The 22740-nt window shown below is 72.6% G+C and carries 19 protein-coding genes and 3 tRNA genes; 5 read left to right on the top strand and 17 right to left on the bottom strand.

Annotation, left to right across the window (positions count from 1 at the left end):
• The first annotated feature begins 95 nt into the window (after positions 1–95).
• On the top strand, positions 96–1160 hold the full coding sequence (locus tag ACWDBB_RS04255; RefSeq protein ID WP_392867456.1) for an adenosine deaminase: 1065 nt from the start codon (positions 96–98) through the stop codon (positions 1158–1160).
• 29 nt (positions 1161–1189) lie between these two features.
• Here ACWDBB_RS04255 and ACWDBB_RS04250 read toward each other — a convergent pair whose 3' ends face one another.
• The 8 genes from ACWDBB_RS04250 to ACWDBB_RS04215 form a co-directional block, all read right to left on the bottom strand.
• Entirely contained in the window at positions 1190–2242 is a 1053-nt protein-coding gene (locus ACWDBB_RS04250) for a UDP-N-acetylmuramate dehydrogenase (RefSeq protein WP_449788298.1), read from the bottom strand.
• 70 nt (positions 2243–2312) lie between these two features.
• Positions 2313–3752, bottom strand: a complete 1440-nt coding sequence (locus tag ACWDBB_RS04245; protein WP_449788144.1) for an MFS transporter — start codon at positions 3750–3752, stop codon at positions 2313–2315.
• Positions 3753–3845: 93 nt separating this feature from the next.
• Positions 3846–4409 carry a TetR/AcrR family transcriptional regulator gene (locus tag ACWDBB_RS04240; RefSeq protein ID WP_449788143.1) on the bottom strand — a complete coding sequence of 188 codons (564 nt, stop codon included), beginning with the start codon at positions 4407–4409 and terminating at the stop codon, positions 3846–3848.
• 109 nt (positions 4410–4518) lie between these two features.
• Entirely contained in the window at positions 4519–4941 is a 423-nt protein-coding gene (locus ACWDBB_RS04235) for a MaoC family dehydratase (protein ID WP_097237453.1), read from the bottom strand.
• 5 nt (positions 4942–4946) lie between these two features.
• The gene (locus tag ACWDBB_RS04230) at positions 4947–5405 is read right to left on the bottom strand and encodes an FAS1-like dehydratase domain-containing protein (RefSeq protein ID WP_392867466.1); all 459 of its coding nucleotides are present in this window, start codon (positions 5403–5405) and stop codon (positions 4947–4949) included.
• Positions 5406–5521: 116 nt separating this feature from the next.
• Positions 5522–5686: a 50S ribosomal protein L33 gene (gene rpmG / locus ACWDBB_RS04225; RefSeq protein ID WP_006604855.1), complete on the bottom strand. Its 165-nt coding sequence runs from the start codon at positions 5684–5686 to the stop codon at positions 5522–5524.
• Between the two features lie 83 nt (positions 5687–5769).
• A tRNA-Met gene (locus tag ACWDBB_RS04220) sits at positions 5770–5842 on the bottom strand.
• Between the two features lie 43 nt (positions 5843–5885).
• Positions 5886–5958, bottom strand: a tRNA-Thr gene (locus tag ACWDBB_RS04215).
• A gap of 278 nt (positions 5959–6236) precedes the next feature.
• Here ACWDBB_RS04215 and ACWDBB_RS04210 point away from each other — a divergent pair.
• The gene (locus ACWDBB_RS04210) at positions 6237–7505 is read left to right on the top strand and encodes a hydrolase (protein ID WP_449788142.1); all 1269 of its coding nucleotides are present in this window, start codon (positions 6237–6239) and stop codon (positions 7503–7505) included.
• Positions 7506–7753: 248 nt separating this feature from the next.
• Here ACWDBB_RS04210 and ACWDBB_RS04205 read toward each other — a convergent pair whose 3' ends face one another.
• The 8 genes from ACWDBB_RS04205 to ACWDBB_RS04170 form a co-directional block, all read right to left on the bottom strand.
• Positions 7754–8428 (bottom strand): response regulator, encoded by a 675-nt coding sequence (locus ACWDBB_RS04205; protein WP_392914359.1) that lies wholly within the window; start codon positions 8426–8428, stop codon positions 7754–7756.
• Positions 8425–10977, bottom strand: coding sequence for an ATP-binding protein (locus ACWDBB_RS04200; RefSeq protein WP_449788141.1), 2553 nt, complete (start codon positions 10975–10977; stop codon positions 8425–8427). Before ACWDBB_RS04200 ends, ACWDBB_RS04205 begins: the two co-directional genes overlap by 4 nt.
• A 121-nt stretch (positions 10978–11098) precedes the next feature.
• The gene (gene kdpC / locus ACWDBB_RS04195) at positions 11099–11734 is read right to left on the bottom strand and encodes a potassium-transporting ATPase subunit KdpC (RefSeq protein WP_449788140.1); all 636 of its coding nucleotides are present in this window, start codon (positions 11732–11734) and stop codon (positions 11099–11101) included.
• A gap of 21 nt (positions 11735–11755) precedes the next feature.
• Positions 11756–13870, bottom strand: a complete 2115-nt coding sequence (kdpB, locus tag ACWDBB_RS04190; protein WP_449788139.1) for a potassium-transporting ATPase subunit KdpB — start codon at positions 13868–13870, stop codon at positions 11756–11758.
• Positions 13870–15534 carry a potassium-transporting ATPase subunit KdpA gene (gene kdpA, locus ACWDBB_RS04185; protein WP_449788138.1) on the bottom strand — a complete coding sequence of 555 codons (1665 nt, stop codon included), beginning with the start codon at positions 15532–15534 and terminating at the stop codon, positions 13870–13872. The genes kdpB and kdpA overlap by 1 nt, the downstream gene beginning before the upstream one ends.
• Before the next feature lies 1 nt (position 15535).
• A complete protein-coding gene (kdpF, locus tag ACWDBB_RS04180; protein WP_045693083.1) occupies positions 15536–15625 on the bottom strand; it encodes a K(+)-transporting ATPase subunit F in 90 nt (29 codons plus the stop codon).
• Positions 15626–16114: 489 nt separating this feature from the next.
• On the bottom strand, positions 16115–17947 hold the full coding sequence (locus ACWDBB_RS04175) for an APC family permease (protein ID WP_449788137.1): 1833 nt from the start codon (positions 17945–17947) through the stop codon (positions 16115–16117).
• Positions 17948–18349: 402 nt separating this feature from the next.
• Positions 18350–18430 (bottom strand) — tRNA-Tyr (locus ACWDBB_RS04170).
• 221 nt (positions 18431–18651) lie between these two features.
• Between ACWDBB_RS04170 and ACWDBB_RS04165 the strand changes: the two genes are divergently transcribed.
• On the top strand, positions 18652–19140 hold the full coding sequence (locus ACWDBB_RS04165; protein ID WP_355262984.1) for a YajQ family cyclic di-GMP-binding protein: 489 nt from the start codon (positions 18652–18654) through the stop codon (positions 19138–19140).
• 103 nt (positions 19141–19243) lie between these two features.
• Here ACWDBB_RS04165 and ACWDBB_RS04160 read toward each other — a convergent pair whose 3' ends face one another.
• A complete protein-coding gene (locus ACWDBB_RS04160; RefSeq protein WP_449788136.1) occupies positions 19244–19738 on the bottom strand; it encodes a hypothetical protein in 495 nt (164 codons plus the stop codon).
• 615 nt (positions 19739–20353) lie between these two features.
• Here ACWDBB_RS04160 and ACWDBB_RS04155 point away from each other — a divergent pair.
• Both ACWDBB_RS04155 and ACWDBB_RS04150 read left to right on the top strand, forming a co-directional pair.
• The gene (locus ACWDBB_RS04155) at positions 20354–21433 is read left to right on the top strand and encodes a M24 family metallopeptidase (RefSeq protein ID WP_449788297.1); all 1080 of its coding nucleotides are present in this window, start codon (positions 20354–20356) and stop codon (positions 21431–21433) included.
• Positions 21434–21632: 199 nt separating this feature from the next.
• Complete coding sequence (locus tag ACWDBB_RS04150; protein WP_449788135.1) at positions 21633–22736, top strand: phosphatase PAP2 family protein; 1104 nt, start codon at positions 21633–21635, stop codon at positions 22734–22736.
• Positions 22737–22740 lie beyond the last annotated feature (4 nt).

Raw genomic sequence — 22740 nt, 5'->3', positions numbered from 1 at the left:
ACGGGATTCACCCGGCACACCGCCTCCTTTCACCCCTCCGGGGGATTGGAAGGAGGCGGTTCCCGTCCGGGGGTCGCATACGGCAGTATCGGCGAATGGAACGCCTGTTGAACCCGCGAGACGTCAGGGGCCTGCCGAAGGCCCACCTGCACCTGCACTTCACCGGATCGATGCGGCCCGCCACCCTCCTGGAGCTGGCCGAGAAGCACGGCGTCCGGCTGCCGGAGGCGCTCAGCTCCGGCGAACCGCCCCGACTGCGGGCCACCGACGAACGGGGCTGGTTCCGCTTCCAGCGGCTGTACGACACCGCCCGCTCGGTGCTGCGGGACGAGCAGGACATCCGCCGGCTGGTCCTGGAAACCGCCGAGGACGAGCGGCGGGACGGCTCCCGCTGGCTGGAGATCCAGGTCGACCCGACCTCGTACGCGCCCCGGCTGGGCGGACTGATCCCCGCCCTGGAACTGATCCTGGACGCGGTGGAGCACGCCGCCGCGGCGACCGGCGTGGGCATCCGGGTCCTGGTCGCGGCCAACCGGATGAAGTCCCCGATGGACGCCCGGACGCTGGCCCGGCTGGCCGTCCGCTACGCCGACCACGGGGTGGTCGGCTTCGGCCTCTCCAACGACGAGCGCCGGGGCATGGCCAGGGACTTCGACCGGGCCTTCGCGATCGCCCGCAACGGCGGACTGCTGGCGGCCCCGCACGGCGGCGAGCTGTCCGGCCCGGAGTCCGTCCGGGACTGCCTGGACGACCTGGGCGCCGGCCGGATCGGCCACGGCGTGCGGGCCGCCGAGGACCCCCGGCTGATGGAGCGGCTGGCGGACCGGCAGGTCACCTGCGAGGTCTGCCCGTCCTCCAACGTCTCGCTCGGCGTCTACGAGCGCCCCGAGGAGGTCCCGCTGCGCCGGCTCTTCGACGCCGGGGTCCCGCTCGCCCTGGGCGCCGACGACCCGCTGCTGTTCGGCAGCCGGCTGGCCGCCCAGTACGAGCTGGTCCGGGACGTGCTGGGCTTCTCCGACGCCGAGCTCGCCGAGCTGGCGCGGCAGTCGGTGCGCGGCTCGGTCGCGCCGGAGGCCGTCCGCAGGGAGCTGCTGGCGGACATCGACGCCTGGCTGGTGGGCGACCGTGCCCCCGCCGAGCCAGCCGCCGTGCCCGCCTAGCGCCCGTTCGGCGCACCCCCGGCGCCCGCTCAGAGCGTGACGCCCACCATCACCGGCTCGTTCACCAGCTCCACCCCGAAGGCTTCGCGGACGCCGTCCCGGATCTCCCGGGCCAGTGCCAGCAGGTCCTCGGCGGTGGCCGAGCCGCGGTTGGTGAGCGCCAGGGTGTGCTTGGTGGAGAGCGTCGCCGGGCCGCTGCCGTAGCCCTTGCCGAAGCCCGCCCGGTCGATCAGCCAGGCCGCCGAGGTCTTGGTGCAGCCCTCCGGGGCCGGGTAGGCGGGGGCGTCCTCGGCGCCCGGGCGGGTGCGGAAGGACTCGTACTGGGCGGCCGTGAGCACCGGGTTGGTGAAGAAGGAGCCGGCCGACCAGGTGTCGTGGTCCGCCGGGTCCAGCACCATGCCCTTGCCGGCGCGCAGCAGCAGCACCGCCTTCCAGGCCGTGTCGACCGCCACCCGGTCGCCCTGCTCGACGCCCAGGTGCCTGGCGGTCTCGGCGTAGCGGACGGGGGTGGAGAGCCCGTCGGCGTCCTCCAGGCGGAACCGCACCCGCAGCACCACGTAGCGGTCCGGCTCGGCCTTGAAGCGGCTGTGCCGGTAGGAGAACGCGCACTCGGCGTTCGGGAGCACGACCACCTCGTCGACCGTGCGGTCGTACGCGACCACCTCGGTGATCGCCTGCGCGACCTCCTGGCCGTACGCGCCCACGTTCTGCACCGGGGTGGCGCCGGCCGAGCCGGGGATGCCAGCCAGGAACTCGATGCCCGCCAGGTGGTGGTCCAGCACGGTCCGGCGGACCACCTCGGACCAGGTCTCGCCGGCCGCGACCTCCAGCGCGGTGCCGTCCAGGGCGAAGCCCTCGGTGGCGATCCGCAGCGCGGTGCCGGAGAAGCCGGCGTCGCCGATCACCAGGTTGGAGCCGCCGCCGAGGACCAGCAGCGGCTCGCCGGCCGCGTCGGCCTCGCGGACGGCCGCGATCACCTCGTCGTCGGTGTGGGCGGTCACCAGGCGGCGGGCCGGGCCGCCGAGCCGGAGCGTGGTCAGCGGGGCGAGGGGGGCGTCGTTTTCTACCAGCACGCCCACCAGCGTACGGGGGCGCCGGGAGGCCGCTTCCCGGGGAAGGCCCTTCCCGGGAAACGGCCTCCCGGCGCCGCTGTCAGGCCTTGACCATCTCGGGCGCCGGCTGTTCCACCGCGGCCGCGGCCGGCGCCTTGCCCCGCCGGGGGATGAGCACCGCGGCGAGCGCGCCGAGCCCGACGGCGGCCCCGCCGACGTACAGCGCGGGCACCAGCCCGTCCGTGAAGGCCCGGGCCGACTGGTAGCCGCCCTGTGCCGAGAACACCGCGGCGAGCACGGCGACCCCGAGCGCCCCGCCGACCTCGCGCAGCGCGTTGTTGGCGCCGGAGGCGATCCCCTGCTCCTGCGGCCGGACGCCGACCATCACCAGCTGGGCGGTCGGGCCGAAGTACAGCGACATGCCGACCCCGCAGATCACGATGGCCGGGATCAGGGCGAGGTAGTCGAGGCCGGTGCTCCCGTCCGCGACCAGCCCGAACAGCACCAGGCCCACCGCCTGCAGCGCCAGCCCGGCGACCACGATCGGGCGGCCGCCGATCCGGTCGGAGACGATGCCCGCGACCGGCGAGACCAGCAGCGGCATCGCCGTCCACGGCAGCATCCGGATGCCCGCCTCCTGGGGGCTGAAGCCGCCGACCCCCTGGAGGTACTGGCTGATCAGGAAGATCGAGCCGAACATCCCCAGGTACATCAGCAGGCTCGCCGCGTTGACGGCGGAGAAGGTCCGGCTGCGGAACAGCCGCATCGGCAGCATCGGGTGGGCGGCCACCCGCTGCTCGTACCAGACGAAGGCGATCAGCAGCAGAGCTCCGCCGATCAGGGCGCCGAGGACCGGCGGGCTGGTCCAGCCGTCCGGGTTGCCGCGGATCAGGCCGAGGACGACCCCGAACATCCCCAGGCTGACCAGCAGGGTTCCCGGCACGTCCAGGGCCCGGCCCGCGCCCCGGCTCTCGCCGAGCCGCAGGAAGGCCAGCGGCAGCAGGACGAGGCCCACCGGGACGTTCACCCAGAAGATCCACTGCCAGGAGAAGTGCTCGGTCAGCGCGCCGCCGATCAGCGGCCCGGCCGCGACGGCGAGGCCGCTGACGCCCGACCAGATGCCGAAGGCCAGCCCCCGCCTGGCCGGGGGCACCGCGGTGGTGAGCAGGGTGAGGGTGAGCGGCATCATCACCGCGGCCCCGGCCCCCTGGACGGCGCGGGCGGCGATCAGCTCGCCGATGCCGGGGGACAGCGCGGCCGCGGCGGAGCCGGCGGTGAAGACCGCCAGGCCGACCAGGAAGATCCGGCGGCGGCCGAAGCGGTCGCCGAGGGCGGCGCCGAACATCAGCAGCACGGCGAAGCTCAGGGTGTAGGCGCTGACCGTCCATTCGAGCTCGGACAGCCCGCCGCCGAGCTCCTCGCGGATCGACGGCAGGGCGGTGGTGACCACCAGGTTGTCCAGGGCGGCCATGAAGCCGGCCGCGCTGACGATCACCAGGGTCCAGATCGCGGCTCTGCCCATGGCCGGTTTCTCCGTCATGACATCCCCCAGGTTCCTCTAGGTAGTTATTGCTCAATAACTTTCATGGGCCGAAAAAAGGCCGCCCGGACGCACCGCGCGGCCGCCCGGACGCTACTCCGGGTCCTTGCACTCGGCGAAGCCGGTCCAGATCCGGTGGTCCTGCGGATAGCCCAGCGCCACCAGGGTGTTGATCAGCATCCCGTGCGCGAAGAACCGCGTGGCGTCCCTCATGTCCCCGCCGATCCGCATCCTGACCCGCTCGAACAGGCTCTCCCAGAGCCGCCGGGCGGTCTCCCCGATCTCCTCCTCGCCGGCCGAGCGGGCCGCGAAGACCGAGACGTAGATCTGCATCTGCATCATGAGCTGGTCGCTGTCCTCGACCAGGCCCATGTACGCGCCGGATATCGCCTCGGCGGCCTCCGCGCCGGTCAGCCCGGCCGAGGCCTCGTCGAACACCCGCCAGGTCTCCTCGACGCAGCGTTCGGCGGCCGCGGCGAAGATCGCCTGCTTGCCCGGGAACAGCCGGAACAGGTACGGCTGCGAGACGCCCACCCGGCGGGCGATCGCCTCGGTGGAGGTGCCGTGGTAACCGCCCCTGGCGAACTCGATCAGGGCGGCGCGGACGACGCTCTCGCGCCGCTCCTCCGCACTCATCCGGATGCTCGACTTCGCCATGGATAACAAGTTAGTGGCCAATCACTAGCCAGGCAAGACCGGACCGGCGGCCGCGGCCGGAGCCCCGGTGCGGGCACTCCGGCCGCGGCCGCCGGCGCGCGGAAGCGGCTCAGCCGAGCCGGACGACGGCCCGGGACATGCCGAGCACCTTCTGGCCGCCCGTGGTGGCCAGCAGGTCGACCTGCACCCTGCGGTCGTCCAGCTTCTTGGCGACCTTGGCCGAGACCTCGACCACCGCGCCGACCCCGTCGTTCGGCACCGGCACCGGCCGGGTGAAGCGCACGCCGTACTCGACCACCGCGGCCGGGTCGCCGACCCAGTCGGTGACCACCCGGATCGCCTCGGCCATGGTGAACATGCCGTGCGCGATGACGTCCGGCAGGCCGACCTCCAGGGCGAACTTCTCGTTCCAGTGGATCGGGTTGAAGTCGCCCGAGGCGCCCGCGTAGCGCACCAGTGTGTCGCGGGTCACCGGGAAGGACTGCGCCGGCAGCTCGGTGCCGACCTCGACCTCGTCGTAGCTGATCGCCATCGCGCTCACTCCCCCGCCTCGTCGGCGGCCCGGGCCACCAGGGTCATGACCGACGTCACAACGTGCTCGCCGGTCGCGTCCGTCACCTCGCCGCGCACGGTGAGCACGTCGTTGCCCGCCAGCGACTTGATGTTGTCGATGGTCACCGCGACCGACAGCCGGTCACCGGCCCGCACCGGGCGGGTGTAGACGAACTTCTGGTCGCCGTGCACCACCCGGCTGAAGTCCAGACCCAGCTCCGGGTCCTCGATCACCTGGGCGGCCGCCCGGTAGGTGACCACGAAGGGGAAGGTCGGCGGGGCGATGACGTCGGAGTGACCCAGCGCCTTCGCCGCCTCCGGGTCGGCGTACGCCGGGTTGGCGTCCCCGATCGCGGTCGCGAACTCACGGATCTTCTCCCGGCCGACCTCGTACGGCTCGGTGGGCGGGTAACTACGCCCGATGAAGGAGGGGTCGAGCGCCATGGCAGCTCCTCGGAACGCGGATGGATACGAAAAAACTCCGGGCCGCACCCCCAGTGAGGGATGCGGCCCGGAGTAGAAGACCTGAATTCACACAGGCCCGGCGCCCTACGGGAGGGTCAGCGGGTCTCGCGGTGCGCGGTGTGCGAGTTGCAGCGGGGGCAGTGCTTCTTCATCTCAAGACGGTCCGGGTCGTTACGCCGGTTCTTCTTGGTGATGTAGTTCCGCTCCTTGCACTCCACGCAGGCCAGCGTGATCTTCGGGCGGACGTCGGTGGCAGCCACGGGAGTGCCTTCCTTGGACAACGAATAAGAACACAACAAGAGTAGCCGACCGGGAGTGCGATCTCCCGACCGACTACGCGGGGTAGCGGTGACCGGACTTGAACCGGTGACACAGCGATTATGAGCCGCTTGCTCTACCAACTGAGCTACACCGCCACAGTGATCCGCAGCACAGCCGGAGCTGACTGCTTCTCACCCGAGCCCCCATGCGGAATCGAACCGCAGACCTTCTCCTTACCATGGAGACGCTCTACCGACTGAGCTATAGGGGCGAACGAGGAAGAGATTACACGTTTCGCGGCCGGAGGTGAAATCCGTATCCCGCGGCGAAGACCGCAGGTGGGCGACGGGTACGGACGGACGATCCAAGGGCGGGCGTTCGATCGGCCCGCGAGCCCCACGGCCCGACCCGATACGACTATTGCCCGCCTCCCGGCGACCCGCCTCCCGGGCCCATAGGCTCGTCGCTCATTGATCGGGAGGACTGGCCGGCGGTACGGGCCAGCCGTACGGGGCCGACCGCACGGGCCGGCCCGAGAAGGAGCCGGCGATGGACAGCGCAGCCGCCGACGGGCCGCAGCCCTGGCCCGGCCCGGCGGCCAACCCGCTCGGGCACGGCCCGGTCCTGCTGCTCACCGGCGCCCGACTCGCCGACGGGCGGGTGGTGGACGTCCGGATCAGCGGCGACCGCATCCAGGCGGTCGGCACCGTCGGCAGCCTCGGCCCGCTGCCCGCCCTGCCCGGCGCCCCCACCGTCACCACCGGCGCCCGGATCGACCTGCGCGGCTACCTGCTGCTCCCGGCCCCCGCCGAGGCGCACGCCCACTACGACGCCGCCTTCTCCGCCGCCCTGCCCACCCCGCCGCCGGACACCCCGACCGACCTCACCCGGCGGATCACCGAGGCCGCGCTGACCTCCCTCGGCTACGGCGCCACCGCCCAGCGCACCCACGTCCGGATCGGCGACGTGCACGGACTGCGCCGGCTGGAGGCCGTGCTCACCGCCCAGCAGGCGCTGAGCGGGCTGGCCGAGCTCCAGGCGGTGGCGATGCCCCGGCTGCTCACCGGACGGGCCGGCGCGGACGGCCGGGCGCAGCTGCGCGAGGCGCTCAAGCTGGGCGCCACCGCGGCCGGCGGCTGCCCGGAGCTGGACCCGGACCCCTCCGGCTACGTGCAGCTGCTGCTGGAGGCGGCCCGCGAGGCCGACTGCTCGGTGGACCTGCACGCCAGCGCCGCCGACGCCGCCCAACTCGCCCGGATGGCAGGGGCGTTGGCGCCGCTGCGGCCACGGGTGACGCTCGGCCCGTGCGGGGCGCTGGCTCGCGGCGCGTCGACGGTGCTGGCGACCAGCGGGGTGCGGGTGGTCTGCCTGCCGCAGAACGGCTGCTGCACCGGGCTGGAGGGTCGGCCGGCGGGACTGCGACCGGGCCTGGTAAGGGAGTTGGCGGCGGCTCGGGTGCCGTTGGCGGCGGGCAGCGGGGCGCTGCGCGACCCGTCCAACCCGGTCGGCCGGGCGGATCCGCTGGAGTCGGCCTATCTACTGGCGGCCGGTGGGGAGTTGGACCCGGAGGCGGCGTACGACGCGGTGGCGAACCAGGCCCGGGCGGCGCTCGGACTGGCGCCGGTCCGGGTGGACGCCGGGTTCCCGGCGGAGCTGCTGGCGGTGCGCGGGGACAGCCTGGCCGGGGCGCTCGCGGGCGGACACAGCCGGCTGGTGGTGCACAGCGGCCGGGTGGTCAGCCGGACCAGCGCGGTCCGGGAGTTCGCGGACACGGTGGCGCTGGCGCTGCCCCGCCAGTGCGGGGGCGGGGAGGGCTGAGCGGGGCGGACCGGCCCCGACGGCAGATGGGGGCGCGCGACGGGTGTCGCGCGCCCCTCCCCCACCTGCCGGCCGTCCATGGGACGGCTGTCGAAGCGGCCCCAGGCCTCCCCCACACGGAGCAGGGCCGCTCGTTCGACACCGACACTACGCCCACGGAGCACCATCCCCGAGCGGCCTTGACGCCGTCCTGTCGTCCACCGGGGCGCTCTTGACGGGCCGTTGACGCAGGCCGCGGCGTCGGCCCGTCACGGCACGTAGCGGTACCCGATCCCCGGCTCGGTGACCAGGTGCCGCGGCCGGGCCGGGTCGCGCTCCAACTTGCGGCGCAGCCCGGCGAAGTAGACCCGCAGGTAGTTGCCGCGCCCCTCCTGGGCCGGGCCCCACACCTCGCGCAGGATCTGCCGGCCGGGCACCAGCCGGCCGGGGTTGGCGAGCAGCAGGGCCAGGATGCGCCACTCGGTCGGGGTGAGCCGGACCGGGCCGTTCGGGCCGTTCACCGCGGTGGCCGCGAGGTCCACGGTGTGGTCGCCGATCACCGGTCGGCTCAGCGGCACGCCGCCCAGCGGCCGGCGCAGCACGGCGCGCAGCCGGGCCAGCAGCTCGTCCATCAGGAACGGCTTGGTGAGGTAGTCGTCGGCGCCCGCGTCCAGGGCGCCCACCTTGTCGGCCGCGTCGGTCCGGCCGGAGAGCACGATGATCGGCACCGCGCTGTGGGTGCGCAGGCCGCGCAGCACGTCCATCCCGTCGAGGTCGGGCAGGCCGAGGTCGAGCAGGACGGCGTCCGGGGCGCTGTGCGCGGCACGGTCGAGCGCCTCGCCGCCGGTGGCCGCGGTGCGGACGGCGTACTGCCGGGCGCTGAGGTTGATCCGCAGGGTGCGCAGGAGGGCCGGCTCGTCGTCGACGACCAGGATCTCGCTCACGTGTCCGCCTCGCTTCGCTCGATGGTGGGGTCGGCGGCGGGCAGGGTGAGCAGCATGGTGGTGCCGCCGCCCGGGGTGTCCTCGACCTCCAGGCTGCCGCCCATCGCCTCGGCGAGGCCACGGGAGAGGGCGAGTCCGAGGCCGACGCCGGTGGTGTTGTCGGTGTCGCCGAGGCGCTGGAAGGGCAGGAAGACCTGGTCGCGGTCCTCGGGGGCGATGCCGGGGCCGCGGTCGATCACCCGGATTTCGACCTGGGCGGCGTGGTGGCTGCCGGTGACCAGGACGGGCGCGCCGGGGGCGTTGTACCGCAGCGCGTTGGTGATCACGTTGGCGAGCACCCGCTCCAGCAGCGGCGGGTCGGCGAGCACCGGCGGGGTCGTGTCCAGGTCCAGCGGCTGGATCGGCGCGTACGGGTCGGGGAGGCTGTCGAGCGCCCGGGGCAGGATCTCGTCCAGGTGGGTCTCGGTGAGGTGCAGGGTGAGCGCGCCGGCCTGCAGGCGGCTCATGTCGAGCAGGTTGTCGACCAGCCGGGTGAGCTTGACCAGCGACTCGTCGGCGGTGGCGAGGAGTTCGGCCTGGTCCTCGGGCGAGAACTCGACGTCGGGGCTGCGCAGCGAGCCGACCGAGGCCCGGGCGGCGGCCAGCGGGGTGCGCAGGTCGTGGCTGACGGCGGCGAGCAGGGCGGTGCGCATCCGGTCGGCGGCCTTGATCGGCTCGACCTCGGCGGCGGCCACCGCCAGCCGGTCGCGTTCCAGCGCGGCGCCGACGTGGGCGGCGAAGGCGGTCAGCACCCGCTGGTCGGCGGCCGGCAGCCGGCGGCCGGTGAGCACCAGGAGGGCGTCCCGGCCGACCGGGACCTCGGTGGTCTCGTGCGGCCCGTCGCCGTCGCCCGGGTGGTCCCCCTCGCTGTGCGCGAGCACCTCGCCGTCGGCCCGGGAGAGCAGCACGACGGTCCGCATCCCGAAGGCCGTCCGGGACTTCTCCAGCAGGGCGGGCAGCGCGTCGGCGCCGCGCAGCACGCTGCCGGCCAGGGTGGAGAGGGTCTCGGCCTCGGCGGTGGCGCGGGCGGCCCGGCTGGTGAGCCGGCCGGCGTGGTCGACCACGGTGGAGACGGTGAGCGCGATGGCGGCGAAGACCACCAGGGCGACGATGTTGTTGGTCTCGCCGATCGTCAGGCTGTGGATCGGCGGGATGAAGTAGTAGTTGAGCAGCACCGAGGCGACGAACGAGGCCAGCAGGGCCGACACCGCGCCGCCGAGCAGGGCGACGATGACCACGCCGAGCTGGAAGATCAGCGCGTCGGTGGTCAGGTTGATGCTGTGGTGCGCCTGCGAGAGCAGGGCGGTGAGCAGCCAGGGCACCGCCAGGCCGGCCAGGTAGCCGGCGACGGTGCGGCGCCGGGAGTGGCGGCGGCCGAGCGAGGGCAGCCGGCCGCGGCCGGTGAACGCGTGGGTGACCATGTGGACGTCGATGTCCTCGGAGTCGTCCACGGTGGTCTGCCCGGTGCCGGGGCCGGTGAGGAAGCGGTTGATCCGGCCGCGGCGGCTGGTGCCGAGCACCAGCTGGGTGGCGTCGTGGGCGCGGGCGAAGGCGAGCAGCGCGGTGGGGACGTCGTCGCCGACCACCACGTGGTAGCTGCCGCCGAGGGTCTCCACCAGCTGCCGCTGCTGGGCGAGCGCGCCGGAGGAGGCGCCGGCCAGGCCGTCGCTGCGGGAGACGTGGACGGCCAGCAGGTCGCCGCCGGCCGTGCGGTCGGCGATCCGGGCGGCGCGGCGGATCAGGGTCTCGCCCTCGGGGCCGCCGGTGAGGGCGACCACGACCCGCTCGCGGGCCTCCCAGACCCGGTCGATGTTGTGGCTGGCCCGGTAGTCGCGCAGGCCCTCGTCCACCCGCCCGGCCACCCAGAGCAGGGCGAGTTCGCGCAGGGCGGTGAGGTTGCCGACCCGGAAGTAGTTGGAGAGCGCGGCGTCCACCTTCTCCGCCCTGTAGACGTTGCCGTGGGCCATCCGGCGACGCAGCGCCTGGGGGGCCATGTCGACGAGTTCGATCTGGTCGGCCCGGCGGACCACCTCGTCCGGGACGGTCTCGCGCTGCGGGATGCCGGTGATCTTCCGGACGACGTCGTTCAGCGACTCCAGGTGCTGGATGTTGACGGTGGTGACGACGTCGATCCCGGCGGCGAGCAGTTCCTCGACGTCCTGCCAGCGCTTGGCGTGCCGGCCGCCGGGGACGTTGGTGTGCGCCAGCTCGTCCACGAGCACGACGGACGGGCGGCGGGCGAGCACGCCGTCGAGGTCCATCTCCTCGAACTCGGCGTCCCGGTAGGAGCGTCGGGCACGCGGCAGGACCTCCAGGTCGGCCAGCATGGCCTCGGTGTGCCGTCTGCCGTGGCACTCGACGTACCCGACCACGACGTCGGCCCCGCGCTGCTGTCTGCGCCGGGCCTCGTCCAGCATGCGGTAGGTCTTGCCTACCCCCGGCGCGGAGCCGAGGTACACCCTCAGTCGGCCGCCGCGGATGCCGGTGCCGGGGGTGAGGTCGCGGGCCATGGGCACTGCTCTTTCCATCGGGAGGTGGTGCACGTCTGCGGACGCGGGTCGGCCGGCCCGGGCCCGGGAGGCGTGCTCCCGTGCCCGGGCCGGCCCGGTCACCCGTATGTGTGAGGTGGTGTCACTTCTGCTCGCTGAGCGCCTTGTTGAGCAGCACGACGTTGACGCCCTCGTTGCCGAGGAAGCCGAGCGAACGGCTCTCGGTGTACTCGTCGACCAGCTTGGCCACCGTCTCCACCGGCAGGCCGCGGTTCTTCGCGACCCGGTCGACCTGCTCCTCGGCGTACGCGGCGGAGATGTGCGGGTCGAGGCCGGAGCCGGAGGCGGTCAGCGCGTCGGCCGGGACGCTCGCCGGGTCGACGCCGTCGAAGGAGGCGACGGCGGCGCGGCGGTCGTTGACGGCCTTCAGCAGGTCCTCGCTGTTCGGGCCGAGGTTGCCGGCGCCGGAGGAGGAGGCGTCGTAGCCGGTCCCGGCCGCGGAGGGGCGGGGCTGGAACCACTTCGGGTCCGGCTGGGCCTCCTCGTTCGGGTCGTCGGGGTTCTTCTTCGGGAGGTTGAAGCTCTGGCCGATCAGGCTGGAGCCGATCTCCTTGCCGTCGGTCTTCACCGGCGAGCCGTTCGCCTTGTCGGTGAAGGCAACCTGGGAGATCCCGGTGATCAGCAGCGGGTAGGCGATCCCGAGGATCACGGTCAGCACCAGCAGCGCGCGCAGCGCGGTGAAGTGGGTGCGGAGGGTCGTCGGCAGGGGCTTGGACATGGTTTTCTCTCCTTCCCCGCGTCAGTTGAGGCCGGGGATGAACTGGACGATCAGGTCGATCAGTTTGATGCCGACGAACGGCACCACGAGGCCGCCGAAGCCGTAGACCCCGATGTTGCGGCGCAGCAGCGAGCTGGCGTCGGACGGGCGGTAGCGCACGCCGCGCAGGGCGAGCGGGATCAGGCCGATGATGACCAGGGCGTTGAAGACGATCGCCGAGGTGATCGCGGACTGGGGGCTGTGCAGGCCCATGATGTTGAGGTGGCTCAGGCCCGGGTAGACCCCGGCGAACATCGCGGGGATGATCGCGAAGTACTTGGCCACGTCGTTGGCGATCGAGAAGGTGGTCAGCGCGCCGCGGGTGATCAGCAGCTGCTTGCCGATCTCCACGATCTCGATCAGCTTGGTGGGGTTGGAGTCCAGGTCGACCATGTTGCCGGCCTCCTTGGCCGCCATGGTCCCGGTGTTCATCGCGACGCCGACGTCGGCCTGGGCGAGGGCGGGGGCGTCGTTGGTGCCGTCGCCGGTCATCGCGACCAGCTTGCCGCCCTCCTGCTCCTTCTTGATCAGGGCCATCTTGTCCTCGGGCGTGGCCTCGGCGAGGAAGTCGTCCACGCCGGCCTCCTCCGCGATCGCCTTGGCGGTCAGCGGGTTGTCGCCCGTGATCATGACGGTCTTGATGCCCATCCGGCGGAGCTCGTCGAAGCGCTCCCGCATGCCCTCCTTGACGACGTCCTTGAGGTGGATGACCCCGAGGACGCGGGCGGGCCCGGCGCCGATCCGCTCGGCGACGACCAGCGGGGTGCCGCCGGCCGCGGATATCCCGTCGACCAGGGTGGAGACCTCGGCGCCGACCGAACCGCCGTTCTCGGTGACCCAGTTGGAGACCGCGCCGGCCGCGCCCTTGCGGACCTGGTGGACTCCTCCGGCCTCGTCGAGGTCCACGCCCGACATCCGGGTCTGGGCGGTGAACGGGACCCACGTGGCGTGCGTCAGCTCGCCCTGGGCGCGGGCCCGCAGGCCGTACCCGGTCTTCGCGAGGACCACGATCGAGCGGCCCTCCGGGGTCTCGTCCGCGAGCGAGGAGAGCTGCGCCGCGCCGGCCAGGTCCTCGGTGGACACGCCCGGGGCGGCCAGGAACTCGGCGGCCTGGCGGTTGCCCAGGGTGATGGTGCCGGTCTTGTCGAGCAGCAGCGTGTTGACGTCGCCGGCGGCCTCGACGGCGCGGCCGGACATCGCCAGAACGTTGCGCTGCACCAGGCGGTCCATGCCGGCGATGCCGATCGCGGAGAGCAGCGCGCCGATGGTGGTCGGGATGAGCGCCACGATCAGGGCGACCAGGACGATCATCGTCTGCGGGGCACCCGCGTAGGTGGCCATCGGCTGGAGCGTGACGACCGCGACCAGGAAGACGACGGTCAGCGAGGCCAGCAGGATGTTGAGCGCGATCTCGTTCGGCGTCTTCTGCCGGGCGGCGCCCTCGACCAGGGCGATCATCCGGTCGATGAAGGTCTTGCCGGGCTCGGAGGAGATCCTCACCACGATCCGGTCGGACAGCACCTTGGTGCCGCCGGTGACGGCGCTGCGGTCGCCGCCCGACTCACGGATGACGGGCGCGGACTCACCCGTGATCGCCGACTCGTCGACGCTCGCGACGCCCTCGACCACGTCGCCGTCGCCGGGGATGACCTGGCCGGCCTCGACCACCACGTGGTCGCCGAGCCTCAGCGCGGTGCCGGGCACCTCCTCCTCGGCACCGGTGGCCGGCCAGTCGGTGAGCCGGCGGGCCATGGTGTCGCTCTTGGTCTTGCGCAGCGTGTCGGCCTGCGCCTTGCCGCGGCCCTCGGCCACCGCCTCGGCCAGGTTGGCGAAGACCGTGGTGAGCCACAGCCAGATGGTGATGACCCAGGCGAACACGGACGGGTCGGCGATCGCGGCGACGGTGGTGACCACCGAGCCGACCTCGACCACGAACATCACCGGGTTCTTGATCATCACCCGGGGGTCGAGCTTCTTCACCGCGTCCGGCAGGGACGCGACGATCAGCTTCGGGTCGAGCAGGCCGCTCGCCACTCTGTGCGGCGCGGCGGCCTCCGCCTGGTCGGCCGGTGCGGGGTTGAGCGTGGAGGTGGACATCAGGAGGACAGACCTTCCGCGATCGGCCCGAGAGCCAGGGCCGGGAAGTAGGTGAGGCCGACGACGATCAGGATCACGCCCGACAGCAGGCCCACGAACAGCGGCTTGTGGGTGGGCAGGGTGCCCGGGGTGGCCGGGACCGGCTGCTGCTGGGCGAGCGAACCGGCCAGCGCGAGGACGAAGACGATCGGCAGCAGCCGACCGAAGATCATCGCCAGGCCGAGCGCGGTGTCGTACCAGTCGGTGTTGACGGTGATGCCGCCGAAGGCCGAGCCGTTGTTGTTGGAGGCCGAGGTGAAGGCGTACAGCACCTCGGAGAAGCCGTGGGCGCCCGAGTTGAGCATCCCGGCGCGCTCGCCCGGCAGGGCCATCGCCACGCCCGTACCGACCAGCACGATCGTCGGCGTGGTGAGGATGTACAGCGAGGCGAACTTCATCTCCCGGCCGCCGAGCTTCTTGCCCAGGTACTCGGGGGTGCGGCCGACCATCAGGCCGGCGACGAACACCGCGACGACCGCCAGCACCAGCATGCCGTACAGGCCCGAGCCCACACCGCCGGGCGCGATCTCGCCCAGCATCATGTCGAAGACCGTCAGCCCGCCGCCGAACGGCGTGTACGAGTCGTGGAAGGAGTTCACCGCACCGGTCGAGGTCAGCGTGGTCGAGGCGGCGAACAGCGAGCTGGCGGCGATGCCGAAGCGCTGCTCCTTGCCCTCCATCGCGGCGCCCGCGGCCTGCAGGGCGCTGCCCTGGTGCTGCGCCTCGGCGAAGGTCAGCAGGGCGGTCGAGGCGATCCAGAACAGGCCCATCACGGCGACGATCGCGTAGCCCTGGCGGTCGTCCCCCACCATCCGGCCGAAGGTCCGCGGCAGCGCGAACGGGATCACCAGGATGAGGAAGACCTCGACCAGGTTGGTGAAGCCGGTCGGGTTCTCGAACGGGTGCGCCGAGTTGGCGTTGAAGAAGCCGCCGCCGTTGGTGCCGAGCAGCTTGATGACCTCCTGGGAGGCCACCGGGCCGCCCGGGATCTTCTGGACCCCACCCGCGAGGCCGGTGACCTCGTGGAAGCCGTGGAAGTTCTGGATCACGCCGTTGGCGGCCAGGACCAGGGCGAAGACGATCGAGATCGGCAGCAGCAGCCGCAGGTTGATCCGGGTGAGGTCCACCCAGAAGTTGCCGACCCGGTCCGTCCTGTTCCGGGTGAAGCCCCGGACCAGCGCGGCGACGACGGCGATGCCGACGGCCGCGGAGACGAAGTTCTGCACGGCCAGACCCGCCATCTGCGCCACCTGGCCCATCGCGGACTCGCCCGCGTAGGACTGCCAGTTGGTGTTGGCGACGAACGAGATGGCGGTGTTCCAGGCCTGGTGGCCCTCCATCTGCGGAACGCCCAGGCTCAGCAGCAGATAGCCCTGGAGGCGGATCAGACCGTAGAGGAAGAGGACGGAGACGGCCGAGAAGGCCAGCACCGAGCGGAGGTACACCGGCCACCGCTGATCGGCGTCGCCGTCGACGCCGATCAGCTTGTAGATGCCGCGCTCGACCCTGAGGTGCCTGGCGGAGGTGAGGAGCTTGGCGATGTAGTCGCCGAGGGGGCGGTAGCACAGGGCCAGCGCGCCGACGAGGGCGAGCACCTGCAGCCAGCCCGCGAGAGTGGATCCCATGTCAGAACTTCTCCGGGAAGATCAGCGCCACGACGAGATAGCCGACGAGCGCGACGGCCACGACCAGACCAGCGATGTTCTCGGCACTCATGCGGCCACCTCGCTGCGCTCGCTGGGCGCCTGGCGCAACACGCGCCCTCCGATGGTTCGTTCGCTGCGCTCACTCACAGCTTCTCCACCCCCCGCGCGATCAGGGCGATGACGGCGAACACGGCGACCGTGACACCGACGTAGATGAGATCGGACATGGGCTCCACCAGAGTGGTTCGGGAGATGCCGCGACCTGGGCCGGAGGGGCTCGCGCGGCACCGGCGGAAGACCGGCAGATGCAGCAAACCAGCCGTCAGGGGCGCGTTATGGGGCCCTGACGCCCTCCATACGGGTGATAGCGCGACGTTGACGCGACGTTGACGGGCGCTTCACCGGACCGAGACCGTCGTGATCGGGCCGAGACGTGGCCGGGGCCCGCGCAGCCGGCTCGGGCCGGCTCGGGAGCGGAAAACGGCGGGCCCCGGACGGCAGGCTGCCGTCCGGGGCCACCCCGCTCCCCGTTCTCCCGTTCCCGCTCCCCCGTCCCCGGTCACATCCGCATGCGCAGCCGGCAGACCACCGCGTCGGTGTGCCGCCGCAGGGCGCGGTCGATCACGGCGCCGCGCCGGTTCTGGAGCGCCCGCTGCCACCAGCGGGCCGGCTCCACCTCGGGGATCAGCACGGTCAGCCGGTCGTAGACGTGCTCCGCCCCCAGCTCGTTGACGAAGTCCGCGATCGGCCGGCCCAGCCGGCGGTGGACGTCCGGGACCTCCACCAGCGGCACGCCCGGCCGCCACAGCTCCCAGTCCCGGCGCAGTGCCTCCGCGACGGCCGGCTCGTGCACCACGGTCACCGCCATGACCTCGTCGCCGAGCGAGAGCGCCGCCGACAGGCCGTCCCTGGTCAGCCGGGTGATCGCGGTCACCGGGACGACGACCAGACTGCGCTGCCTGGTCACCGGGCCGGGCACCCGGCCCAGCTCCAGCCGCTCGCCGATCCGCCCGTAGCCGCGGTGGACCGCCTCGAACAGCACCACCAGCAGCGGCAGGGCCAGCACGATGCCCCAGGCGCCCTCGGTGAACTTGGTGCCGGTGACGACCAGCGCCGCGACGCCGGTGAGCAGCGCGCCGAAGCCGTTCAGCGCGGCCTTCCACCGCCAGCCGGACGGCCGGTGCAGCAGCCAGTGCCGGACCATGCCGACCTGGCAGACGGTGAAGCCGACGAACACGCCGATCGAGAACAGCGGCACCAGGCTGTTGACGTCCCCGCCGGAGCCGACCAGCAGCGCCGCCGAGACCGCGGCCAGGAACAGCACCCCGTACCGGTACACCTGGCGGTCCGCGCGCAGCGCGAACAGGTGCGGCAGGTAGTTGTCCCGGGCGAGCAGGTCGAGCAGCACCGGCAGCCCGCCGAAGGAGGTGTTGGCGGCGAGCCCGAGCAGCACCACGGTGGCGAACTGGACGACGTAGAAGCCGAACCCGTGGCCGAGTGAGGCGTCGGCGAGCTGGGCGAGCACCGTGACGCCCTCGACCGGCTGGAGGTGGAAGCGGCCGATCAGCACCGCCAGCCCGACCAGCATCACGCCGAGCAGGGCGCCGAGCGCGACCTCGGTGTGCTGCGCGCGCTTGACCCGCGGGGTGCGGAAGGAGGGAACGGCGTTGGCCACCGCCTCCACGCCGGTCAGCGCGGAACAGCCGGCCGCGAAGGCCCTGAGCAGCAGCAGCGCACCGACGGTGGTGGCGTTCTGGGCGAGGGCCGAGGCGTGGCCGGCGGCGGCCGCGGTGCTGACCGGGGCGTCCCGGAACAGGCCGACCACGACGATCGCCAGGATGGAGAGCACGAAGACGGCCGTCGGCGCCATGAACCAGCGCGCCGACTCGGCGATCCCGCGCAGGTTCACCGCGGTGACCAGCGCCAGCACGCCCAGACAGAGCCAGACGCGGTCGTCGTACAGGCTCGGGACGGCCGAGGTGAGCGCGGCGACGCCGGCGGTGACCGAGACCGCGACGTTCAGGACGTAGTCGACGACCAGCGAGGCGGCCGCGGTCAGCGCGGTCCGGCGGCCCAGGTGCGCCTTGGCCACCGCGTAGGAGCCGCCACCGTCCGGGAACGCCGCGATCACCTGCCGGTAGGAGGCGACCAGCACCGCCAGCAGCACCGCGATCGCCGCCGTGACCGGCAGCGTGAAGCCCAGCCCGTACGCCCCGGCGGCGGCCAGCACCAGCACGATCGACTCCGGCCCGTACGCGACCGAGGCCATGGCGTCCAGCGAGAGCGCGGCCAGCCCGCCGAGCGCGCTGAGCCGGTGCCGCTCGTCGCCCGCGCCGGTATCAGGCGGCGCGGGTTCGGCCGTGGCTGCCGGGGTGGCGGTGGCGCTGGACATCGGACGGGACCTCCGCAGTCGGTAGTTGGTCCGATCCTGCGGTCCGCGCGCCCACCGCCCCGGGGCCCGTACGCGTTCCTGACGCCGCCACGAGCGGCCTTGACACGCTCTTGACGGGGCCGTCACTCCGCGTCGGCCCCGTCCGGTGGCTGTTGGCGGGGGTGGGGCGAGCCGTTGTCCCGGCGGTCGCCGGCTGGGAAGACGATCAGCTCTGTCGAAGGACTCCCACCCCCGGGCACCACTCTGCTGCCTGCAACCCGTAATTGCAAGCAATGTGCAATAAGTCCGCCCGCCGCCCCGACTCCGGACCAAGCCCACCCCGAGCCCGCCCGAGCCCGCCTCGAACAAGCAGAACAGCCCCCGATCCGCGTTTCCGCAGATCGGGGGCTGTTCTCTATCCTGTGGCTGGTGCAGGGTTCGAACCTGCGTAGCTTGCGCGACAGATTTACAGTCTGCTCCCTTTGGCCGCTCGGGCAACCAGCCAGGATTTTTCGTTCCCCGGGGCGTTCGCCCCGTTCGACTTGGTAAACCATACCCGATGCAGGGGGGTGCTCCGCCACTCGATAGATCACACGATGATCAAGGAGTCTCGGACGCCTGCTACGGGCGGGGCCGGTGTGGCGCTGGATAGGCTGGGCCTGCGGACACCCCGGCAGGGCGGACCCGTGCCAGTGAAGACCAGAGCATCAAGGAGACCTATACCCATGGCCGACTCCAGTTTCGACATCGTCTCGAAGGTCGAGTGGCAGGAGGTCGACAACGCGATCAACCAGACCTCCCGCGAGATCGCGACGCGCTTCGACTTCAAGAACGTGGGCGCCGAGATCAGCCGCTCCGGCGAGAAGATCGAGATGAAGGCGAACGGCGAGGAGCGCGTGCGCGCCGTCCTCGACATCCTCCAGACCAAGTTCGTCAAGCGCGGCCTGTCGCTGAAGGCTCTGGACGCCAACGAGCCCCAGCTCTCCGGCAAGGAGTACAAGATCTTCGCCAACGTCAAGGAGGGCATCACCACGGAGGACGCGAAGAAGGTCGCGAAGATCATCCGTGACGAGGGCCCGAAGGGCGTCAAGGCGCAGGTCCAGGGCGACGAGCTGCGCGTCAGCTCGAAGAGCCGCGACGACCTCCAGGCCGTGCAGGCCCTGCTCAAGGGCAAGGACCTGGACTTCGCGATCCAGTTCGTGAACTACCGCTGACCCTCCGGTCGGCCGGTCCGACGGACGACGGCGCGGCCCCGCTCCCGGGTTCGGGAGCGGGGCCGTTCGCGTGACCGGGGCGGTCCCGGCGGGCGGGGGCGGGTCAGGCGGTCGGCTCCGCCCAGCCGCCGGTGGTGCGGTGCCGGCCCAGGCCGACCGACTCGAACTCGTCCACCCGGCCCTCCTCGGTGTGCGCGCCGAGCCGTCTGAGGGCGCGGGAGATCGGGGTGCCCTCGGCCGGGGACGCCTCGAACTCGCCGATGGTGAGCGGGCCGAGGGCGACCACGCCGTCCGCCCAGACGGCGGCGCGCTGGGTGCCGCTGCCGCCGAAGTAGTCCGCCTCGACGCAGGCGATCGGGCCGGCCTTCGACCAGGCGGCCAGCCGGAGCTCGAAGCCGTCCGAGTGCCAACCGAACCCGGCCCCACCGGCGCGCTTGCGCGCGGTGCCGTCCCCCTGGAGCGCGGCGAGGACGGCGGGGGTGACGGGGATCAGTGCCAGCCCCTGTGCCAACGGCACCACCCTGGCCGCCGGAACCTCCGCCGACGCCACCGTCATCAGCTCCAATGTTCCAATGAGCGCCTGGAGTTCGTAGGACATGGCGGACATGGTGTCCCACCGCACCGACAGTCGGCCCCGAATTTATGATTCCGTGCCCGGTCGGAGACCGCAGAGCAGACTGCGGGGCCGCATGACGGCGCGGGCCGCCTCTCCGGTCGCGCTGCCGTTCACCCGCTCGGACGCCTGCGGCATGCGGCGGCCGCGACACCCGGATGGACTGGCCCGGTACGGCCTCCACCGGCTCCTCCCCGTCTCCCGTACAGCCGGGTGCTTCCGGCCGGGGCCGTACGCAGGAGGACCGCATGCATTCCACGGACACACCCCCGCCGTACCGGACGACCACGACCATGGCGCTCCGCGGTCTGGCCCGCGCCGCCCTTCTCCGCCTCGCCCCGGCCCTCGTGCTCCTGCCCCCGCCCGCCCCCGACCGGGTCGGCGGCGCGCCGCGCCGGGCCCCGGCGCGGCCGCCGGGGCCCGGCGCGCCGAGGGGCGGCCGGCCCGTCGTCCGGATCGCGCCGGTCCCTCCCCGAGGGCTTCGCCGACTCGGCGCGGAAGTGATGGAGTCGACCCGATGGCGTCTCGCCGAGCCCGTCCGGCCCCCGAGGAGGAACCGCCGTGCCCCGCCCCTTCACCGTCGAGGACCACACCGCCCGCATGGCCCGGGCCACCGCCGAGGCGACCGCCGCCGGGCTGGCCGGCCTGGTCGTCGCCCCCGGCCCGGATCTGGCCTACCTGTGCGGCTACACGCCCACCGCGGTCACCGAGCGGCTGACCGCCCTCGTCCTCGCCGCCGGACGCGAACCCGCCCTGGTGGTCCCCAAGTTGGAACGTCCGGACGCCGAGAAGGCGGTCGGCGCCCCGGCCGTCCGGCTGCTCGACTGGTCCGACGGCGAGGACCCGTTCGCCACCGCGGCCCCGCTGCTCGACCCGGCCGGGCGGTACGGCGTCTCCGACAACACCTGGGCGCTGCACCTGCTCGGCTTCCAGGGCGCGCTGCCCGGCGTCTCCTTCAGCTCGCTCACCGACAGCCTGCCGATGCTGCGGGCCGTCAAGGACGCCGAGGAGGTGGACCGTCTGGCCGCGGCCGGCGGCGCCGCGGACGCCGCCTACCGGGGCATCCTGGAGGTCCCCTTCGCCGGCCGCCGGGAGAACGAGGTGGCCGCCGACCTCGCCGCGCTGCTCATCCGGTACGGGCACAGCCAGGTCGACTTCACCGTGGTCGGCTCCGGCCCGAACGGCGCCGACCCGCACCACGAGGCCGGTGACCGGGTCATCCGTACGGGTGACACCGTGGTGCTGGACTTCGGCGGCCTCAAGGACGGCTACGGCTCCGACACCACCCGGACGGTGCACGTCGGCCCGGACGTCCCGGACGAGGTGCGGAAGGTGCACGAGCTGGTCCGGTCGGCCCAGCAGACCGCCTTCGAGGCGGTCCGCCCAGGGGTGCCGTGCCAGGAGATCGACCGGATCGCCCGCCGGGTGATCACCGAGGGCGGGTACGGTGAGTACTTCATCCACCGCACCGGCCACGGCATCGGCACCACCACGCACGAGCCTCCGTACCTGGTCGAGGGCGAGGAGCGGCCGCTGGTGCCCGGCATGTGCTTCTCGATCGAGCCCGGGATCTACCTGCCCGGCCGGTTCGGGGTGCGGATCGAGGACATCGTCACCGTCACCCCGTCGGGCGGGCGCCGCTTCAACAACACCCCGCACGAGTTGGCCATCGTGGCCTGACCGCCCCCGACCATCTCTGACCATTCCCGACCGTGCCCGACCGGATTTCGGACCGGGCACCCGACCGCCCGTCGAACCACCTGTCGAACCATCTGTCGGACCGCCCGTCGAACCGGGTGTCGACCGGATCGGACGTCCTTACGAACCGGTCATATTTCACCCAGAGACCTCCAAGTTTGGGTTGCTAGTTTCGGTGCGCATGACCAAGACCCTCCCCCCGGCCCCGCACGACGTGCGGGCCGGGCAGCCGCGCCCGGTGCCTCCGCCCCGTCCACGCGTGACGGGCTGGTCGAGACTCCGGTGGCTCGCCTGGCCGCTCTACCTGACGTGCTTCCTCTGGTTCCTGCGCACCGAGGGCATCCCCGCGGCCAACGACGTGCTGTTCCTCTGGCTGATCGCCGCCCTGCTGACCGCCGCCGTGCACAGCGGGCACGGCCCCCGCGGCTTCCTCCTGGTCCTGCGCGACTGGGTCCCGGTCATGGCCGTGGTGTGGACGTACTCGCTGCTGCGCGGCTACGGCGCGCACACCCCGTGGGCCCCGCACTGGCTGCCGCAGCTGCGCTTCGACGAGGTGCTCGGCTTCGGCGAGACCTGGACCGTCCGGCTCCAGCACGCCCTCTACACCTCCGGCTCGCCGCACTGGTACGACTACGCCGCGGTGGCCGTCTACCTCTCGCACTTCTTCGTCGTCTTCCTGCTGCTCGCGGTGCTCTGGCGGCGCGCCCACCACCGCTTCCGGCAGCTGCTCGCCGCCTACCTGGCGCTCACCTTCGCGGGCTTCGCCACCTACCTCCTCTACCCGGCCGACCCGCCGTGGCTGGTCTCCCAGGAGGGCAACCTGCCGCACCTGTCGCGGGTGGTCTGGGAGGTGATCTCGGTGAGCGGGCTGCCGCAGGCCGACTCGCTGCTGGAGAACGGCAGTCAGTTCGCCAACGACGTCGCGGCGATGCCCTCGCTGCACTCCGCCTACCCGGCGATGCTGCTGTTCTTCTTCTGGCCCACCGCCAAGCGCTGGCTGCGGGCGGTGCTGGTCGCCTACCCGCTCGCGATGACCTTCACCCTGGTCTACGGCGCGGAGCACTTCATCATCGACGTCTTCGTCGGCTGGGCCTACGCGGCCGTGGTGGTGTTCGGCCTGCGCCGGCTGCACAACCGCCGGGCGGCCACTGCGGCTTCGGCCCCGGCTGCGGCTTCGGTCCCAGCTGTGGCTTCGGCTTCGGCCCCGGATGCGGCTTCGGATCCGACGTCGGCCCCGGCCACGGCGGAGAGCACGGCCAAGGGCAGGGCAGACTTGGCCGGGTGACCCC

The sequence above is a fragment of the Kitasatospora sp. NPDC001095 genome (genome assembly GCF_053598615.1).
This window is presented reverse-complemented; position numbering and strand designations above follow the sequence as displayed.

What these genes read in the sequence shown, in the direction of transcription:
- ACWDBB_RS04160 (WP_449788136.1), bottom strand. Translation starts at nt 19,738, where the DNA reads ATGTCCTACGAACTCCAGGCGCTCATTGGAACATTGGAGCTGATGACG.
- kdpF (WP_045693083.1), bottom strand. Translation starts at nt 15,625, where the DNA reads ATGAGTGCCGAGAACATCGCTGGTCTGGTCGTGGCCGTCGCGCTCGTC.
- ACWDBB_RS04175 (WP_449788137.1), bottom strand. Translation starts at nt 17,947, where the DNA reads ATGTCCAGCGCCACCGCCACCCCGGCAGCCACGGCCGAACCCGCGCCG.
- kdpA (WP_449788138.1), bottom strand. Translation starts at nt 15,534, where the DNA reads ATGGGATCCACTCTCGCGGGCTGGCTGCAGGTGCTCGCCCTCGTCGGC.
- ACWDBB_RS04165 (WP_355262984.1), top strand. Translation starts at nt 18,652, where the DNA reads ATGGCCGACTCCAGTTTCGACATCGTCTCGAAGGTCGAGTGGCAGGAG.
- ACWDBB_RS04245 (WP_449788144.1), bottom strand. Translation starts at nt 3,752, where the DNA reads ATGACGGAGAAACCGGCCATGGGCAGAGCCGCGATCTGGACCCTGGTG.
- ACWDBB_RS04240 (WP_449788143.1), bottom strand. Translation starts at nt 4,409, where the DNA reads ATGGCGAAGTCGAGCATCCGGATGAGTGCGGAGGAGCGGCGCGAGAGC.
- kdpB (WP_449788139.1), bottom strand. Translation starts at nt 13,870, where the DNA reads ATGTCCACCTCCACGCTCAACCCCGCACCGGCCGACCAGGCGGAGGCC.
- ACWDBB_RS04200 (WP_449788141.1), bottom strand. Translation starts at nt 10,977, where the DNA reads ATGGCCCGCGACCTCACCCCCGGCACCGGCATCCGCGGCGGCCGACTG.
- ACWDBB_RS04150 (WP_449788135.1), top strand. Translation starts at nt 21,633, where the DNA reads ATGACCAAGACCCTCCCCCCGGCCCCGCACGACGTGCGGGCCGGGCAG.
- ACWDBB_RS04255 (WP_392867456.1), top strand. Translation starts at nt 96, where the DNA reads ATGGAACGCCTGTTGAACCCGCGAGACGTCAGGGGCCTGCCGAAGGCC.
- kdpC (WP_449788140.1), bottom strand. Translation starts at nt 11,734, where the DNA reads ATGTCCAAGCCCCTGCCGACGACCCTCCGCACCCACTTCACCGCGCTG.
- ACWDBB_RS04235 (WP_097237453.1), bottom strand. Translation starts at nt 4,941, where the DNA reads ATGGCGATCAGCTACGACGAGGTCGAGGTCGGCACCGAGCTGCCGGCG.
- ACWDBB_RS04230 (WP_392867466.1), bottom strand. Translation starts at nt 5,405, where the DNA reads ATGGCGCTCGACCCCTCCTTCATCGGGCGTAGTTACCCGCCCACCGAG.
- ACWDBB_RS04210 (WP_449788142.1), top strand. Translation starts at nt 6,237, where the DNA reads ATGGACAGCGCAGCCGCCGACGGGCCGCAGCCCTGGCCCGGCCCGGCG.
- ACWDBB_RS04155 (WP_449788297.1), top strand. Translation starts at nt 20,354, where the DNA reads ATGGCCCGGGCCACCGCCGAGGCGACCGCCGCCGGGCTGGCCGGCCTG.